This is a genomic window from Enterobacter sp. H2G27 (assembly GCF_054403075.1).
Genome location: NZ_JBSVSI010000001.1, coordinates 1,273,260 through 1,290,453, shown reverse-complemented (window position 1 = coordinate 1,290,453; position 17,194 = coordinate 1,273,260). Strand labels below are relative to the sequence as shown.

Here is a 17,194-nt window from a genome sequence, read left to right as displayed (position 1 = left end):
AAGCCCTTTACTGCACCAACGCAATCAGTTCCTGGAGCAAGTGTTCCGGCTGCTCGCCGCTGAGTTCAGCGTCAACCGGCAGATACCACCAGTTATCTTTCGCAAAGGCACGGCATTTTACCGCATCTTTTTCGGTCATGATCAGCGACTGTCCGGGCACAGTCAGGGCGTCAACCTGCCCTTCCACCAGCGCCTGGTGGTCGGCCAGCGGAACGCGTTTTTCAAGCCGGGCACCACACTGTTCCAGCGTCGCGAAGAAGCGCGGGGGATGACCAATTCCCGCCATCGCCACCGGTGAAGGTAGCTCAGCAACCGACCGGCGTTCACCCGTCGCCAGGTTGACCGCCAGACCCGGCTGCAGGTGCATCGCGATTTCGCCCGATTTTGCCTCTCCACCGTTCACAATCACCGCATCAACGGACTTCAGTCGCGAAGCAAGTTCACGCATAGGGCCGGCAGGCAACCACCAGCCGTTACCGAAACGGCGAACACCGTCGATGACCACTATCTCTTTATCACGCGCCAGGGCATAGTGCTGCAAGCCATCGTCAGTGATGATGATTTGTACCGCCTGTTCGGCAAGCAGCGCCTGAACGGCGTCGCTGCGCACAGGAGAGACCGCAACCGGCGCGCCGGTACGCTGGAAAATCAATACTGGCTCATCACCCGCTTCTGCGGTCGTGGTTTCCGCCGACAGCAGCAATGGGTAGTGCGCCGCTTTACCACCATACCCACGCGACACCACGCCGGGGCGGATGCCGCGTTTTTGCAATTGCTCCACCAGCCAGATCACCACCGGCGTTTTACCGTTGCCGCCTGCCGTAAGATTACCGACAACCACAACCGGCACCGGCGCGCGCCAGGAACGCTTCAGCCCCAGACGGTAAAGCAGACGGATAATGCCGCTCACCAGGCCGTATAGCCAGGAGAGCGGCAAAAGCAGCAGCCACAGCGGGTTCTCACCGGACCAGATGCGTGCAATCATTCGCCAAACTGCATCTTATGAAGCTGGGCGTAAACGCCGCGGTGCTCCAGCAGGTCAGCATGGCTTCCGCGTTCAACAATGATACCGTCCTCAACCACGACGATTTCGTCAGCCTGCTCGATAGTCGACAGACGGTGTGCAATCACCAGCGAGGTACGGTTTTTTTGCAGCTCATCCAGCGCAGACTGAATAGCACGTTCAGATTCCGTATCCAGCGCAGAGGTCGCTTCGTCCAGAATCAGAATCGGGCTATCGCGCAGTAGAGCACGCGCAATGGCAATACGCTGACGCTGACCACCGGAGAGCAGTACCCCGTTTTCACCGATTATCGTATCCAGACCGTTATCCATCTTATTGATAAAGTCCATTGCGTAGGCCATACGCGCGGCGTTCTCAATCTGCTCGCGGCTGTACTCATCAGTGCGCGCGTAAGCGATGTTGTTGGCGACCGTATCGTTAAACAGATGCACGTTCTGAGAAACCAGAGCAACCTGGTTACGCAGCGACTGAAGGGTATACTCCCGCAGGTCATGCCCATCTAACAGGATCTCACCTTCGTTAATATCGTAAAAACGGGTGATCAGACTGGCAATGGTCGATTTACCCGAGCCGGAACGGCCTACCAGCGCCACGGTTTTACCCGCCGGAATGGACAGGTTGATATTACGCAGGGCCGGTGTTTCGCGGCCAGGGTAGGTAAAGGTCACATTGCGAAACTCGACGTCGCCGTTTGCACGCTCAATGACGCGCTTACCTTCATCTTTTTCCTGCTCGGAATCCAGAATGCTGAACAGGGTCTGACAGGCCGCCATCCCACGCTGGAACTGGGCGTTGACGTTTGTCAGGGATTTCAGCGGACGCATCAGGGCAATCATTGAGGAGAAGACCACGGTGATGGTACCTGCCGTCAGCGTCTCCATTACGCTTGGGAAGCTTGCCGCATACAGGACGAATGCCAGCGCCAGTGACGCAATCAGCTGAATAATAGGGTCAGAGATGGAAGAGGCTGAGACCATTTTCATCCCCTGAAGACGCATTTTGTTGCTGACTTTATCAAAGCGTTTTGTTTCGACTTCCTGACCGCCGAATATCAGCACTTCCTTATGCCCTTTCAGCATCTGTTCCGCGCTAGTGGTCACCTGCCCCATCGTGTTCTGCATATTCTTACTAATATTGCGGAAGCGCTTTGAGACGACGCGGATGGCAATAGAAACTACCGGCGCCAGAACGATAAGGATGAGCGACAGCTGCCAGCTGTAATAGAACATCATCACGAACAGGCCGATGATTGACGCGCCCTCACGCACAACGGTGATCAGTGCGCTTGAGGACGAGGAGGCAACCTGCTCGGAGTCGTAGGTAATACGCGATAGCAGCGTCCCGGTAGACTGCTTGTCAAAGAACGAGACCGGCATGCCCATCATGTGGCTGAACAGGCGACGGCGCATGGTCATCACCACTTTCCCGGATACCCAGGAAATGCAGTAGCTGGAGATGTAGCTGGTGATACCGCGTAAGATCATCAGTCCGATAACCACCAGAGGCATCCATAGCAGCACTGAGCGATCCGTTTTACCAAAACCGTCGTCCAGTAACGGTTTGAGAAGCGATAGCATAAAAGTATCGCTGGCTGCGTTGAGGATTAACGCTACTCCCGCCACGATCAGGCCTGTTTTAAAGGGCGCAATCATCGGCCAGAGACGGCGGAAGGTTTGCCACGTGGAGAGATCTTTGTCGTTATGCATTCAAAAAACCAGCATTCGTTGAAATAGCCGCATATTCTACCCGTTATCGACGGGCGCGCCAAACCACTGATGATACCAAACGGGTAAAAATTGCTCTCGCAAGCGCCGGATTTGCCAGTGATGTTGCGAGAATGTCACCGATATTTGTCCAGAATGAGGGGTATCGTGCCAGATATACCCCTCTTTTCGATAGCGTCGGACAACTTTTGCTGACGGGAATCGCCATGCGTTATAGCGGGCCGCTGAATCCAGGGCGATTCTACCTTCCACCCGCTGTACCAGCGGCAAGGAAGAAGAAGTAATGCTGCCATGATGGGGCACCTGTATGAGGGTAGAGGTCAGATAACGCCAGTAATGGCTAAGCATAGCCTGTTCCGCCTGCGCTTCAATATCTCCTGTTAGCAGAACACTCTGCTCACCGTCGTCGATTTTTACCACGCAGGAATGGTTGTTTCCCTGAGCCGGGTAATTTTCAGGGGGCCAGTGTACGGTGAAGGAGAGTCCCTGCCATCTCCATCTCTCCCCGCGAAAACAGGGGTGATGCCCCGCCAGGCGCAATGGGCTTCTTACCCACAGGTCAGGCCATGCTTTTTGCAACGATGCGAGGCCTCCCGCATGGTCGAGGTGCTCATGACTGAGAATAACGCCTTCAGGCCGCAGGTGATGCCAGCGAAGCCACGGGATAATTAACCGCTGTCCGCTGTCCCCGCCCGGCCAGGCGAGCCCGGTATCATAGAGAATGGCTTTCCCCTGCCGTTCAATGACTATTGCCAGCCCCTGCCCCACATCCAGCATATGTAGAGTCCAGCTCTCGCTTTTTTCCGTTCTCCAGAGAGGAAATGTCAGTAAGACACTTCCTGCAAAAATAACGGCGGGAAGGGTTTTCCAGGCACGAAAACGCCAGCCAATGATGATAAGCCAGGGCAGTAGTGTCATGTACTGCCAGCGTTGATCTACACTCTGCCAGCCATCAGGCAGGCGCATGAGGATCCAGAATAGCCCCGCAAGTGACTTATCGGCTGCAAACCAGACAACGCTTTCCAGTGCTTCCAGCGGCAGCAGATGAAGCAGCATGCCGAGCAGGATCAGCGGTACGGAGACAAACGTCACCAGAGGAACGGCAAAGAGATTCGCGACCAGTGAGGTGAAGCTGAAGCCATGGAAAATCAGAACCTGTAACGGCATCAGCAGCATCAGCATACCGACCTGCAGAGAGAGCAGGTTCAGCAGCGGCCGTATACGTCGAGCCCGTTGCCAGTCTGGAAGAGGCAGCCACTGAAACCAGAAAATCAGCGCGGCGACGGCAAATGCGGACAGGGCAAGACTCTGCGAAAGTACGGCTAAGGGATCGCTTATCAGGATCGCTGCGATGCAGCATCCCCATACCTGCCAGGGAGACCATTGGCGGGCAGCGATCCGCAACATTGCAAGCACAGCAAGCGCGATGACCGTTCGTAGCGCAGGAGGTTGCAGACCGGTAAGCCAGGCATAGAAGGCGGCAAAGCATAACCCAGCCAGGAGAGGCATTTGCCAGTGGACCCGATGGCTGGGTAATAAAAACTGGAGTCCACGTGCAAGTAACCAGACGAGGGATGCCGCCAGCGCGATATGCAGGCCCGAAATCGCCATCAAATGCAGCGTCCCGGTTTCACGCATCAGGTCTTTTATTTCCCGGGGAACATCCAGACGTTCCCCCATCCCCAGTCCGAGGATAACCGCACCCCAGCGGTAAGCAGAAAGTCGGTTTTGCAGTGACATCAGGTATTGCGCTCGCAGGCTGCAGCGCCCATCGACGAGTTCAGCACGGGTGAAGCGCCCACTCAGCGTTTGATGTTGGGCAAAGGCGCTGCGCTGAGAATCATAACCGCCGTCGTTCAGTTCGCCATGGGCAGGCCTGAGCCTGAGCGTCATGGTCCAGCGCTGACCGGCACACGCTTTCTGTGGCAGATAGTTGCCATACAGCGTTACGCCGGTTGAAGCCCACCATCGCTTGCCATCAATGCTGCGAATGTTTCCCTGATGCAGAGTAGCGCCGTCGGTCGATGTGAGCTCTACCTCAGCCTGCACAGCCCCCGTGGTTAAATGCTGCATCGGCCAGACGCTCTCCTGCGCGGCCAGAATGCCCCACGCACAAAATAACAGCGTAATACCAGCATACTTCACTCGATGGTTTTGCCATGCAGCAAGCACTATCCCGCCAGCCACCATGACCCACACGGTGTAAGGTGATGGCAGTTCAGGTAACCAGAGTAACGGGGCTATCGCCAGAATGGCGCAGATACTAAGCGTGGGAATTCCCATTGCTACCTCCCTGTTTCAGAGCGGCAGTATGTATGCAAGCAGTGCGAAATGTCAGATGAGAAAAATGCGTTTTGCAGCGCGCGCTGTGTTGTTTTTATCGGCTTACAGAAAACGAAACTGAAAATGCGGGACATCTTCAGAATAAAAGCGACAGACACAAAAAAAGCACCCGCAGGTGCTTTCTTTCGAACCCAGTTTAACCGGCTGGCTAAACTCAGTTACCGTAAATATTGGCGCGATCGCGCAGTTCTTTACCCGGCTTAAAGTGTGGAACGTACTTACCTTCCAGCTCGACTTTATCGCCAGTTTTCGGGTTACGCCCGGTACGTGGAGCACGATAGTGCAGAGAAAAACTACCGAAACCGCGGATTTCAATGCGCTCGCCCTGGGCAAGAGTGGAGGCCATATGCTCCAGCATCTCTTTTACGGCATCTTCCACTGCCTTGGCAGGGATATGCGGTTGCTGACTGGCAAGTCTTTCAATCAATTCTGACTTGGTCATGATTCCTCCGGTTCCTTTCAAACCAATTAGCTGAACAGCTCATTAAACAAGGGCGGCCGTAGCCGCCCTTTGTTATTGATTACAGGACGAATCCTGCAATCTGTCAAGTTTGCTCCTCATCCTTCACGCTGTAAATGCGTTACAGCGCAAATGATGCAGAGAACCTGATATTACTCGCCTTTAGCTGCTTTGAAAGCTTCAGCCATTGCGTTGTTAGAGAAGTTTGCATCTTCCTGTTTGTTAACAGTTGCGATTGCATCTTTCTCATCAGCTTCGTCTTTAGCACGAACAGACAGGCTGATTGCACGGTTCTTACGGTCAACACCGGTGAACTTAGCTTCAACGTCGTCGCCTACGTTCAGAACCAGAGTGGCATCTTCAACGCGGTCACGGGAAGCTTCAGAAGCGCGCAGGTAACCCTCAACGCCGTCAGCCAGTTCTACGGTTGCGCCTTTAGCGTCAACTGCAGTTACTTTACCGTTTACGATTGCGCCTTTCTTGTTCAGTGCAACCCAGTTGTTGAACGGATCTTCTGCGAGCTGTTTAACACCCAGGGAGATACGCTCACGCTCTGCGTCAACCTGCAGAACAACTGCAGCGATTTCGTCGCCTTTTTTGTATTCACGAACTGCTTCTTCGCCTGCAACGTTCCAGGAGATGTCAGACAGGTGAACCAGGCCATCGATGCCGCCGTCCAGGCCGATGAAGATACCGAAGTCAGTGATAGACTTGATTTTACCTTCAACACGGTCGCCCTTGTTGTGGGTTTCCGCGAACTGCTGCCATGGGTTGTTTTTGCACTGTTTCAGGCCCAGGGAGATACGACGACGTTCTTCGTCGATATCCAGAACCATTACTTCCACTACATCACCAACGTTAACAACTTTGGATGGGTGGATGTTTTTGTTGGTCCAGTCCATTTCGGAAACGTGCACCAGACCTTCAACGCCTTCTTCGATTTCAACGAAGCAGCCGTAGTCAGTCAGGTTGGTTACGCGACCAGTCAGTTTAGTACCTTCTGGGTAACGCTTAGCGATAGCTACCCATGGATCTTCGCCCAGCTGTTTCAGGCCGAGGGATACACGAGTACGCTCGCGGTCGAACTTCAGCACTTTAACAGTGATTTCGTCGCCCACGTTCACGATTTCGCTTGGGTGCTTAACGCGTTTCCACGCCATGTCGGTGATGTGCAGCAGGCCATCAACGCCGCCCAGGTCAACGAATGCGCCGTAGTCAGTGAGGTTCTTAACGATACCTTTGACTTCCATGCCTTCCTGCAGGTTTTCCAGCAGCTGATCGCGTTCTGCGCTGTTTTCAGATTCGATAACGGCACGACGGGAAACAACAACGTTGTTACGCTTCTGGTCCAGCTTGATTACTTTGAACTCAAGCTCTTTGCCTTCCAGGTGCAGGGTGTCACGGACTGGACGAACGTCTACCAGAGAACCTGGCAGGAACGCACGAATACCATTCAGCTCAACAGTGAAGCCACCTTTAACTTTGCCGTTGATAACACCGACCACAGTTTCAGCTTCTTCGTAAGCTTTTTCCAGCGTGATCCAAGCTTCGTGACGTTTCGCTTTCTCACGAGAAAGCAGGGTTTCACCGAAGCCGTCTTCTACTGCGTCCAGAGCAACGTCAACTTCGTCGCCAACCTGGATTTCCAGCTCGCCCTGGGCGTTTTTGAACTGCTCTGCCGGAATGGCGGACTCAGATTTCAGACCGGCGTCAACCAGTACTACGTCTTTGTCGATAGCAACAACAACACCGCGAACGATGGAACCCGGGCGGGTTTCGATTTCTTTTAAGGATTCTTCAAACAGTTGAGCAAAAGATTCAGTCATGTTTAATCTTCAGGTTAATATTAACGTCCACCTGGCTCCGTGCCGGATGGGGTTGTTTCACATACCCGCCGTCAATCCATTGCAGCGGGGGTACTGCTAAATCGGTCGCGATTACGCGAGTGCCAGTTTTTGGCGCGCATATTGTAGCGCTTTTTCAATCACTTGCTCAATAGTTAAACTGGTTGAATCCAGAACTAATGCATCTTCTGCTGGAACAAGTGGAGCGACGGCGCGGTTACGATCGCGGTCATCGCGCTCTTTTATCTCGGATAAAAGGCGATCAAAGTTAACACTAAACCCCTTCTCCTGCAACTGAAGCATGCGGCGCTGAGCGCGTTCTTCCGAAGAGGCGTCAAGGAAAATTTTCACAGGTGCATCAGGGAATACCACGGTTCCCATATCGCGTCCGTCCGCGATCAAACCCGGGGCTTCACGAAACGCGCGCTGACGACGTAACAACGCCTCACGAACGCGCGGGAAGGCCGCTACCTGAGAGGCCGCATTCGCCACTTCCTGAGTACGGATTTCCCCGCTCACGTCTTCCCCTTCAAGGATCACTTCCAGGTTGCCATCGGTCGACACGAAACGCACATCAAGATGCGCGGCCAGCGGAACCAGCGCTTCTTCTGACGCCACGTCCACGTGATGATGTAGCGCAGCCAGAGCCAGCACGCGATAGATTGCTCCCGAATCTAAAAGATGCCATTGCAATGCTTCCGCCATCGCTTTGCACAGAGTCCCTTTCCCTGCGCCACTCGGCCCATCAATGGTGATTACCGGGGCAATTGCCGTCATCTTTTTCTCCTTAAATAAGGCATACCGTTTACATGAACGCCGCGCATTATACGCGTCAACGTGCGCAACTGTTACCTTTGCGTGCAAATTACGGATTGATTGAAGCAGAGTGTAGAAGAAATGAACGGAAGTGTTCGTCAGGAAGCGTAAGGAAATGCCGCATCAGGCGATGCGGCAAGATGTTATCAGGCCAGCGTGCTAATGCGTGCCAGCTGTTCGAAGTAGTCCGGGAAAGTTTTCGCCGTACATTTCGGGTCAAGGATGGTCACAGGCGTGTCTGACAACGCCACCAGCGAGAAGCACATCGCCATACGGTGATCGTTGTAGGTTCCGATCTCGGCAACCTGCAGTTTTGCAGGAGGCGTGATGCGAATGTAGTCTTCGCCCTCTTCCACCTCAGCGCCGACCTTACGCAGCTCGGTCGCCATCGCGAACAGACGGTCAGTCTCTTTTACGCGCCAGTTGTAGATATTACGCAGCGTGGTGGTGCCTTTTGCAAACAGCGCCGCAGTGGCAATGGTCATCGCCGCATCCGGAATATGGTTCATGTCCATGTCGATGGCATTCAGATCGCCATGGGTACAGGCGATGAAGTCATCACCCCAGGTCACAACCGCGCCCATTTTTTCCAGCACGTCCGCAAAACGTATGTCGCCCTGCACGCTATTGCGACCAATACCGGTGACCTTCACGGTACCGCCTTTGATCGCACCCGCAGCCAGGAAGTAAGAAGCCGAAGAAGCGTCGCCTTCAACCAGATAGCTGCCCGGAGACTGGTACTGCTGCGCTCCACGCACCACGAAGCGCTGATAAGACTGGTTTTCCACCTCGACACCGAAGGTTTTCATCAGGTGCAGGGTGATATCAATATAAGGTTTGGAGACCAGTTCGCCTTTAATCGTAATAACCGTATCCTGCGGTGCCAGCGGCGCGGTCATCAGCAGTGCCGTCAGGAACTGGCTGGAGACGCTGCCGTCAACCTCGACATGACCGCCGTTAAAACCACCGCGCAGACGCAGTGGCGGATAGTTTTCCTGCTCCAGATACTCAACCTGCGCGCCGCCCTGACGCAGGGCATCCACCAGATGGCCAATCGGACGCTCTTTCATGCGAGGTTCGCCGGTCAGCACAATGTTGTTGCGCCCAAGACACAGGGCCGCCGCCAGCGGACGCATCGCGGTACCCGCGTTGCCCAGAAACAGCTCAAGCTCTTCATCCGTCTGCAGCGCGCCGCCGCTGCCGGTCACTTCGCAGCGGGTACGATCGTCGGAGAGAATGTAATGAACACCCAACGCTTTCAGCGCATTGAGCATATGGCGTACGTCATCGCTGTCCAGCAGGTTTGTAAGGACGGTGGTGCCGTTTGCCAGTGCTGCCAGCAGCAGAGCGCGGTTCGAGACACTTTTTGAACCAGGCAGATTAATGGTGCCATCTACCCGCGCGATAGGTTGTAACGTCAGGGATTCCATGAAAACTTAACTCTCAACTCAACATAATAAAAACCCCGCAGCAGGCTACGGGGGTGAAAACAGCGCTATTAACCGTGGCGACGTTCGAAGTCGATCATGAAATCCGTCAGAGCTTTAACGCCTTCCAGCGGCATAGCGTTATAGATGGAGGCACGCATGCCGCCAACGACACGGTGACCTTTGAGCGAATGCAGGCCTGCCGAGAAGGACTCTTCAAGGAACACTTTATCCAGGCTGCTGTCCGCCAGCTGGAACGGCACGTTCATCCGGGAACGGTTAGCTTTCGCCACATCGTTGCGATAGAAATCGCTTTTGTCGATCACGCCATACAGCAGTTCAGCTTTCTGCTGATTCACCTTGTCCATCTGCGCCACGCCGCCGTTTTGCTTCAGCCATTTGAAGACCAGGCCTGAAAGATACCAGGCAAACGTTGGTGGGGTGTTGAACATAGAATCGTTATCGTTCAGCACGGTGTAATCGAGAATCGACGGGCAGGATGTATGTGCTTTACCCAGCAGGTCTTCACGCACGACGACGATAGTCAAACCGGCCGGACCGATATTTTTCTGCGCGCCCGCATAGATAACGCCGTAGCGGCTGACATCAATTGGCGCAGACAGAATGGTGGAGGAGAAGTCGGCGGCAACCACGACATCGCTGCCGAAGTTTGGCGTCTCGTCGATGGCAATCCCGTCAATGGTTTCGTTCGGGCAGTAGTGCAGATAGGCTGCGTTATCAGAAAGCTGCCACTCGCTCATTGGCTTCACGGCGCGCAGGCCATCAACGGTCACTTTGGCGTCGATAACATTCGGCGTGCAGTATTTATGCGCTTCTTTAACGGCGCTCGCAGCCCAGTAGCCCGCGTCAACGTAGTCAGCCGTCGTTTTGTCACCGAGGATATTCAGCGGAACGCCTGCAAACTGGCCGCGTCCACCGCCGTGGCAGAACAATACTTTGTAGTTCGAGGGAATATTCAGCAGATCGCGAAAATCCTTTTCTGCCTCTTCGGCCACCTGAATAAACTCTTTACCACGGTGGCTGATTTCCATCACCGACGTACCGAGACCGTTCCAGTCACAGAGTTCCTGTTGAGCCTGTTTAAGCACGTCTGCCGGTAACATTGCCGGACCTGAACTGAAATTAAAGACTTGAGCCATTTCCCTTCACCACGCTAAAAGCCATAAGTTATAACTGTGGATATCGGTTTTATCATTCAGTGACACGCGCCGCAATGTCTAAAACTTATGACCCGTGAAATGTGTCCCGCGTCACACAAAACAATCTGCCGCCTCGCCATCACAAAACCGACAAAATGGCTGTCAGGTGATGCGTTTGGCCCGGCTAACCTTCGTCCATTCCGGATTTGCACAGCGGGGGCATAATTGACGCTCCCCCGGGTGCATCGCGAGCACATGACTACATCTCACGCAGGCATACTCGCCTGACTCAGGTACGGTTCTGAAACGCTCGATCAGCATATCCGGCAGGATACACAGTCCCGGCTTCACCTCGTCGTCAGAATAGTAATAGACGCTGATCTGCCCGTTGGTCTCCATGATCGCCAGACGCACCTGCCCGAGCTGTTCAACGCTATTCAGTCGTAGCTCCATAAAGAACTCGAACTCGGTCATATTGGCGCTTTGTACATTTTCCCAGGCCAACTGCCCGTCCTCGACGATAACGACCGGCTTCCCCTCAAGCAGATCTTCCAGCTTTTCGCTTTTCGACATCAGCCACATGACAAGGCGATAAAGAAGCGCCAGTGAAACAAAAACGATAAACACCGGCACCATCGGCACATCATCATAGAAGGCGACATCCCCCGCCGCCGAGCCCAGCGTCAGGATGATCAACACCTCAAAGAGCGACATCTGCCGTACGCCGCGACGGCCGGTGATTTTAAGAAACATGAAGACAAGTACGAAGGTATACAGGCTGCGGAGCGCCACTTCGCCCAGAAATTCAGGAGGAACTTTATCAAACGCCATCCGCTGGAGATCAAATGCTTTCATTTTTCTATGCCTTAACAGTCAGTTACTGCCACTAAGCATAGCCCAGCCATTTATTTTCGCCGAAGATAGCACCCGTCACTCAAAACCCGTATCATTGCGCGCTTTACGTACGATAAAAGTGAACGCCATGACTCAAACGTTTATCCCCGGCAAAGATGCCGCTCTGGAAGATTCCATCGCTCGCTTCCAGCAGAAACTGACCGACCTGGGTTTTAACATCGAAGAAGCCTCTTGGCTCAATCCGGTGCCTCACGTCTGGTCCGTGCATATTCGCGATAAAGACTGTGCCCTGTGCTTTACCAACGGTAAAGGCGCGACAAAAAAAGCGGCACTGGCCTCTGCGCTGGGTGAGTATTTTGAGCGTCTGTCCACCAACTATTTCTTCGCTGACTTCTGGCTGGGCGAGACCATCGCTAACGGCCCGTTCGTTCACTATCCAAATGAAAAATGGTTCCCGCTGACCGAAGACGACGAACTGCCGGAAGGTATTCTCGACGCACGCCTGCGTGCCTTCTACGATCCAGACAACGAACTGACCGCCAGCATGCTGATCGATCTGCAGTCTGGCAATGAGGATCGTGGGATCTGCGCCCTGCCGTTTACCCGTCAGTCTGACGAGCAGACCGTCTATATCCCGATGAACATCGTCGGCAACCTGTATGTGTCCAACGGCATGTCCGCGGGTAACACCCGCAATGAAGCGCGCGTGCAGGGCCTTTCCGAAGTCTTTGAACGCCACATTAAAAACCGCATCATCGCCGAATCCATTAGCCTGCCTGAAATTCCGGCCGACGTGCTGGCGCGCTACCCGGGCGTGGTGGAATCCATCGCTAAGCTGGAAGCAGAAGGTTTCCCAATCTTTGCCTATGACGGTTCGCTGGGCGGCAAGTACCCGGTTATCTGCGTCGTGCTGTTCAACCCGACAAACGGCACCTGTTTCGCCTCCTTTGGCGCGCACCCTGACTTCGGCGTGGCGCTGGAGCGTACCGTCACCGAGCTGCTGCAGGGCCGTAGCCTGAAAGATCTCGACGTGTTCACACCGCCAACGTTTGACGATGAAGAGGTGGCTGAACATACCAACCTCGAAACCCACTTCATTGACTCCAGCGGTTTGATCTCCTGGGATATGTTCAAACAGGACGCAGACTATCCGTTCGTGGACTGGAGCTTTGCAGGAACAACGGAAGAAGAGTTCGCAACGCTGATGGCGATTTTCAAAGCCGAAGACCAGGAAGTTTACATTGCCGACTACGAGCACCTGGGCGTCTATGCATGCCGCATTATTGTTCCCGGCATGTCCGACATCTACCCTGCAGAAGATCTGTGGCTGGCGAATAACAGCATGGGTGCACATCTGCGCGAAACGCTGCTGGCTCTTCCGGGCAGCGAGTGGGAGAAAGAAGATTATCTGAACCTGATCGCCCAACTGGACGAGGAAGGCCACGACGACTTCACCCGCGTACGCGAACTGCTGGGTCTGGCGACCGGTAAAGACAACGGCTGGTACACCCTGCGTATTGGTGAGCTGAAAGCGATGCTGGCCCTGGCGGGTGGCGACCTGGATCAGGCCCTGGCCTGGACCGAGTGGACCATGGAATTCAACCAGTCGGTCTTCTCTGCCGAGCGCACCAACTATTACCGTTGCCTGCAAACCCTGCTGCTGCTTGCACAGGAAGAGGATCGCGAACCGCTGCAATACCTGAACGCTTTCGTGCGCATGTACGGTGCTGAGGCTGTAGAAGCAGCCAGCGCGGCCCTGAGCGGCGAAGCGCCGTTTTATGGCCTACAGGCTGTTGATAGCGATCTGAAAGCCTTCCCGGCGCACCAGTCGCTGCTGAAGGCCTACGAAAAACTGCAGAAAGCAAAAGCCGCTTACTGGTCAAAATAAGCGCACATAACATTACCAGCAGTAGGCGTATTCAATCGTCTGGGCTATATTACGGGGCAATTTCATTGCCCCGTTTTTTATTTTCTTCGGCAATGACTGTTGATTGTAATAATAAAGTTAAACATGGGTAAATATAATAATATTTACCTGGGCTTTACTGTTACTTTTTATGGTAAATACTCCATATTAATTAACTGTATCCGAGGTGGCTGAACGAAAAAATTCAACTCTTTTCATAACTTTTAAAATTTATTTTTATACAGATAATCAAACACTTACTCCGCATTTGCTGTAAATCCATACACACTGCGGGCCTATAAGCCAGGCGAGATATGATCTATATCAATTTCTCTTCTATAATGCTTTGTTAGTATCTCGTCGCCGACTTAATAAAGAGAGAGTTAGTGTGAAAGCTGACAACCCTTTTGATCTTTTACTCCCTGCTGCGATGGCCAAAGTTGCCGAAGAAGCGGGTGTCTATAAAGCAACGAAACACCCGATGAAGACGTTCTATCTGGCGATCACGGCTGGTGTGTTCATCTCTATCGCTTTCGTCTTCTACATCACCGCCACCACCGGTACTGCCGGAATGCCTTTCGGTATGGCCAAACTGATTGGCGGCATTTGTTTCTCACTGGGTCTGATTCTCTGCGTCATCTGCGGCGCCGACCTCTTCACCTCAACGGTGCTGATTGTCGTGGCAAAGGCCAGCGGAAGAATTACCTGGGGTCAGCTGGCACGTAACTGGCTTAACGTCTACGTGGGTAACCTGGTTGGCTGTCTGCTCTTTGTTTTGTTGATGTGGCTTTCTGGCGAGTACATGACCGCCAACGGTGGCTGGGGCCTTAACGTCCTGCAAACCGCCGACCACAAAATGCACCACACATTTATCGAAGCCGTTGCTCTCGGCATCCTCGCTAACCTGATGGTCTGCCTGGCTGTATGGATGAGCTACTCGGGTCGTAGCCTGATGGACAAAGCCTTAATTATGGTTCTGCCGGTTGCGATGTTTGTTGCCAGCGGCTTTGAGCACAGTATCGCGAATATGTTCATGATCCCAATGGGCATTGTCATCCGCGACTTTGCGAGCCCGGAGTTCTGGACCGCAGTTGGTTCATCCCCGGAAAGTTTCTCACACCTGACTATTATGAATTTCATTACTGATAACCTGATCCCTGTCACTATCGGGAACATTATCGGTGGGGGTCTGTTAGTTGGGTTGACATACTGGGTCATTTACCTGCGTGGCGACGATCATCATTGATGGTTTTCTCAGGCAGTAAATAAAAAATCCACTTAAGAAGGTAGGTGTTACATGTCCGAGCTTAATGAAAAGTTAGCCACAGCCTGGGAAGGTTTTGCGAAAGGTGACTGGCAGAATGAAGTAAACGTACGTGACTTCATTCAGAAAAACTATACCCCGTATGAAGGTGACGAATCCTTCCTGGCTGGCGCAACTGACGCGACCACCAAGCTGTGGGACAGCGTAATGGAAGGCGTTAAACTGGAAAACCGCACTCACGCGCCAGTTGATTTTGACACCTCCGTTGCTTCCACCATCACTTCTCACGATGCTGGCTACATCAACAAAGCCCTTGAGAAAATCGTTGGTCTGCAGACTGAAGCACCACTGAAACGCGCAATCATCCCGTTCGGTGGTATCAAAATGGTTGAAGGTTCCTGCAAAGCGTATAACCGCGAGCTGGATCCAATGCTGAAAAAAATCTTCACCGAATACCGTAAAACCCACAACCAGGGTGTATTCGATGTTTACACCAAAGACATTCTGAACTGCCGTAAATCTGGCGTTCTGACTGGTCTGCCAGATGCGTATGGCCGTGGCCGTATCATCGGTGACTACCGTCGCGTTGCGCTGTACGGTATCGACTTCCTGATGAAAGACAAGTACGCGCAGTTTGTTTCCCTGCAGTCCGACCTGGAAAATGGCGTAAACCTGGAAGCGACTATTCGTCTGCGTGAAGAAATCGCTGAACAGCACCGCGCGCTGGGTCAGATCAAAGAGATGGCGGCGAAATATGGCTGCGATATCTCTGGTCCTGCTACCAACGCTCAGGAAGCTATCCAGTGGACCTACTTCGGCTACCTGGCCGCAGTTAAGTCTCAGAACGGTGCAGCAATGTCCTTCGGTCGCGTATCCACCTTCCTGGATGCCTACATCGAACGTGACCTGAAAGCAGGCAAAATCACCGAGCAAGACGCTCAGGAAATGATTGACCACCTGGTCATGAAACTGCGTATGGTTCGCTTCCTGCGTACCCCTGAATACGATGAGCTGTTCTCCGGTGACCCAATCTGGGCAACTGAATCCATCGGCGGTATGGGCGTTGACGGCCGTACTCTGGTAACCAAAAACAGCTTCCGCTTCCTGAACACCCTGTACACCATGGGTCCTTCTCCGGAGCCGAACATCACCGTTCTGTGGTCTGAAAAACTGCCTCTGAACTTCAAGAAATTCGCGGCTAAAGTGTCCATCGATACCTCTTCTCTGCAGTACGAGAACGATGACCTGATGCGTCCGGACTTCAACAACGACGATTACGCTATCGCTTGCTGCGTAAGCCCAATGGTTGTTGGTAAACAAATGCAGTTCTTCGGTGCGCGTGCAAACCTGGCGAAAACCATGCTGTACGCAATCAACGGCGGCGTTGATGAAAAACTGAAAATGCAGGTTGGTCCTAAATCTGAGCCGATCAAAGGCGATGTGCTGAACTATGATGAAGTCATGGAGCGCATGGACCACTTCATGGACTGGCTGGCTAAACAGTACGTCACTGCACTTAACGTTATCCACTACATGCACGACAAGTACAGCTACGAAGCCTCTCTGATGGCGCTGCACGACCGTGACGTTATCCGCACCATGGCGTGTGGTATCGCAGGTCTGTCCGTTGCTGCTGACTCCCTGTCTGCAATCAAATATGCGAAAGTTAAGCCAATTCGTGACGAAGACGGTCTGGCTATCGACTTCGAAATCGAAGGCGAATATCCGCAGTTTGGTAACAACGATTCTCGCGTTGATGACATGGCGGTTGACCTGGTAGAACGTTTCATGAAGAAAATTCAGAAACTGACTACCTACCGTAACGCTATCCCGACTCAGTCTGTTCTGACCATCACCTCTAACGTTGTGTATGGTAAGAAAACCGGTAACACCCCAGACGGTCGTCGTGCTGGCGCGCCATTCGGCCCAGGTGCTAACCCAATGCACGGTCGTGACCAGAAAGGTGCGGTTGCCTCTCTGACTTCCGTCGCTAAACTGCCGTTTGCTTACGCGAAAGATGGTATCTCTTACACCTTCTCTATCGTGCCAAACGCGCTGGGTAAAGACGACGAAGTGCGTAAAACTAACCTCGCGGGTCTGATGGATGGTTACTTCCACCACGAAGCGTCCATCGAAGGTGGTCAGCACCTGAACGTGAACGTCATGAACCGTGAAATGCTGCTCGACGCGATGGAACACCCTGAGAAATATCCTCAGCTGACCATCCGCGTATCTGGCTACGCAGTACGTTTTAACTCCCTGACTAAAGAACAGCAGCAGGACGTTATCACCCGTACTTTCACTCAGTCCATGTAAGTGGAATTGACTGAAATCACGCGTTAACAAGCGTACAATAAAGGCTCCACGTCAG

At 53.2% G+C, this 17,194-nt stretch carries 12 protein-coding genes; 3 read left to right on the top strand and 9 right to left on the bottom strand.

The genetic code is table 11. The features are described from left to right. Positions 1 to 7: 7 nt before the first annotated feature. From lpxK to ACW9E7_RS05960, 9 genes are all read right to left on the bottom strand, one after another. Positions 8 to 985 (bottom strand): tetraacyldisaccharide 4'-kinase, encoded by a 978-nt coding sequence (gene lpxK / locus ACW9E7_RS06000; RefSeq protein ID WP_458727404.1) that lies wholly within the window; start codon positions 983 to 985, stop codon positions 8 to 10. Next, positions 982 to 2,730, bottom strand: a complete 1,749-nt coding sequence (gene msbA, locus ACW9E7_RS05995; RefSeq protein ID WP_111964565.1) for a lipid A ABC transporter ATP-binding protein/permease MsbA — start codon at positions 2,728 to 2,730, stop codon at positions 982 to 984. The genes lpxK and msbA overlap by 4 nt, the downstream gene beginning before the upstream one ends. Positions 2,731 to 2,766: 36 nt before the next feature. Then, the gene (locus ACW9E7_RS05990; RefSeq protein ID WP_458727403.1) at positions 2,767 to 5,031 is read right to left on the bottom strand and encodes a ComEC family protein; all 2,265 of its coding nucleotides are present in this window, start codon (positions 5,029 to 5,031) and stop codon (positions 2,767 to 2,769) included. A gap of 214 nt (positions 5,032 to 5,245) precedes the next feature. Further along, the gene (gene ihfB, locus ACW9E7_RS05985; protein WP_008499965.1) at positions 5,246 to 5,533 is read right to left on the bottom strand and encodes an integration host factor subunit beta; all 288 of its coding nucleotides are present in this window, start codon (positions 5,531 to 5,533) and stop codon (positions 5,246 to 5,248) included. A gap of 170 nt (positions 5,534 to 5,703) precedes the next feature. Beyond that, a complete protein-coding gene (gene rpsA / locus ACW9E7_RS05980) occupies positions 5,704 to 7,377 on the bottom strand; it encodes a 30S ribosomal protein S1 (RefSeq protein WP_008499966.1) in 1,674 nt (557 codons plus the stop codon). A 111-nt stretch (positions 7,378 to 7,488) separates the two neighbouring features. Next, on the bottom strand, positions 7,489 to 8,172 hold the full coding sequence (cmk, locus tag ACW9E7_RS05975) for a (d)CMP kinase (protein WP_024907794.1): 684 nt from the start codon (positions 8,170 to 8,172) through the stop codon (positions 7,489 to 7,491). 185 nt (positions 8,173 to 8,357) lie between these two features. Continuing rightward, a complete protein-coding gene (gene aroA / locus ACW9E7_RS05970) occupies positions 8,358 to 9,641 on the bottom strand; it encodes a 3-phosphoshikimate 1-carboxyvinyltransferase (protein WP_127730265.1) in 1,284 nt (427 codons plus the stop codon). Positions 9,642 to 9,709: 68 nt separating this feature from the next. Next, on the bottom strand, positions 9,710 to 10,798 hold the full coding sequence (gene serC, locus ACW9E7_RS05965; RefSeq protein ID WP_133294097.1) for a 3-phosphoserine/phosphohydroxythreonine transaminase: 1,089 nt from the start codon (positions 10,796 to 10,798) through the stop codon (positions 9,710 to 9,712). A gap of 162 nt (positions 10,799 to 10,960) precedes the next feature. Next, on the bottom strand, positions 10,961 to 11,653 hold the full coding sequence (locus tag ACW9E7_RS05960) for a DUF421 domain-containing protein (RefSeq protein WP_458727402.1): 693 nt from the start codon (positions 11,651 to 11,653) through the stop codon (positions 10,961 to 10,963). A gap of 127 nt (positions 11,654 to 11,780) precedes the next feature. Between ACW9E7_RS05960 and ycaO the strand changes: the two genes are divergently transcribed. The 3 genes from ycaO (at position 11,781) to pflB (ending at position 17,139) form a co-directional block, all read left to right on the top strand. Next, positions 11,781 to 13,541 carry a 30S ribosomal protein S12 methylthiotransferase accessory factor YcaO gene (gene ycaO, locus ACW9E7_RS05955; protein ID WP_325848051.1) on the top strand — a complete coding sequence of 587 codons (1,761 nt, stop codon included), beginning with the start codon at positions 11,781 to 11,783 and terminating at the stop codon, positions 13,539 to 13,541. Positions 13,542 to 13,947: 406 nt separating this feature from the next. Beyond that, positions 13,948 to 14,805 carry a formate transporter FocA gene (gene focA / locus ACW9E7_RS05950; protein ID WP_008499974.1) on the top strand — a complete coding sequence of 286 codons (858 nt, stop codon included), beginning with the start codon at positions 13,948 to 13,950 and terminating at the stop codon, positions 14,803 to 14,805. Between the two features lie 51 nt (positions 14,806 to 14,856). Further along, entirely contained in the window at positions 14,857 to 17,139 is a 2,283-nt protein-coding gene (pflB, locus tag ACW9E7_RS05945) for a formate C-acetyltransferase (RefSeq protein WP_008499975.1), read from the top strand. Positions 17,140 to 17,194 lie beyond the last annotated feature (55 nt).

Bases quoted from the DNA above. Each gene is read 5' to 3' on its own strand.
- serC (WP_133294097.1), bottom strand. From the start codon at position 10,798: ATGGCTCAAGTCTTTAATTTCAGTTCAGGTCCGGCAATGTTACCGGCA.
- ACW9E7_RS05990 (WP_458727403.1), bottom strand. From the start codon at position 5,031: ATGGGAATTCCCACGCTTAGTATCTGCGCCATTCTGGCGATAGCCCCG.
- rpsA (WP_008499966.1), bottom strand. From the start codon at position 7,377: ATGACTGAATCTTTTGCTCAACTGTTTGAAGAATCCTTAAAAGAAATC.
- pflB (WP_008499975.1), top strand. From the start codon at position 14,857: ATGTCCGAGCTTAATGAAAAGTTAGCCACAGCCTGGGAAGGTTTTGCG.
- cmk (WP_024907794.1), bottom strand. From the start codon at position 8,172: ATGACGGCAATTGCCCCGGTAATCACCATTGATGGGCCGAGTGGCGCA.
- msbA (WP_111964565.1), bottom strand. From the start codon at position 2,730: ATGCATAACGACAAAGATCTCTCCACGTGGCAAACCTTCCGCCGTCTC.
- lpxK (WP_458727404.1), bottom strand. From the start codon at position 985: ATGATTGCACGCATCTGGTCCGGTGAGAACCCGCTGTGGCTGCTGCTT.
- ycaO (WP_325848051.1), top strand. From the start codon at position 11,781: ATGACTCAAACGTTTATCCCCGGCAAAGATGCCGCTCTGGAAGATTCC.
- ihfB (WP_008499965.1), bottom strand. From the start codon at position 5,533: ATGACCAAGTCAGAATTGATTGAAAGACTTGCCAGTCAGCAACCGCAT.
- ACW9E7_RS05960 (WP_458727402.1), bottom strand. From the start codon at position 11,653: ATGAAAGCATTTGATCTCCAGCGGATGGCGTTTGATAAAGTTCCTCCT.
- aroA (WP_127730265.1), bottom strand. From the start codon at position 9,641: ATGGAATCCCTGACGTTACAACCTATCGCGCGGGTAGATGGCACCATT.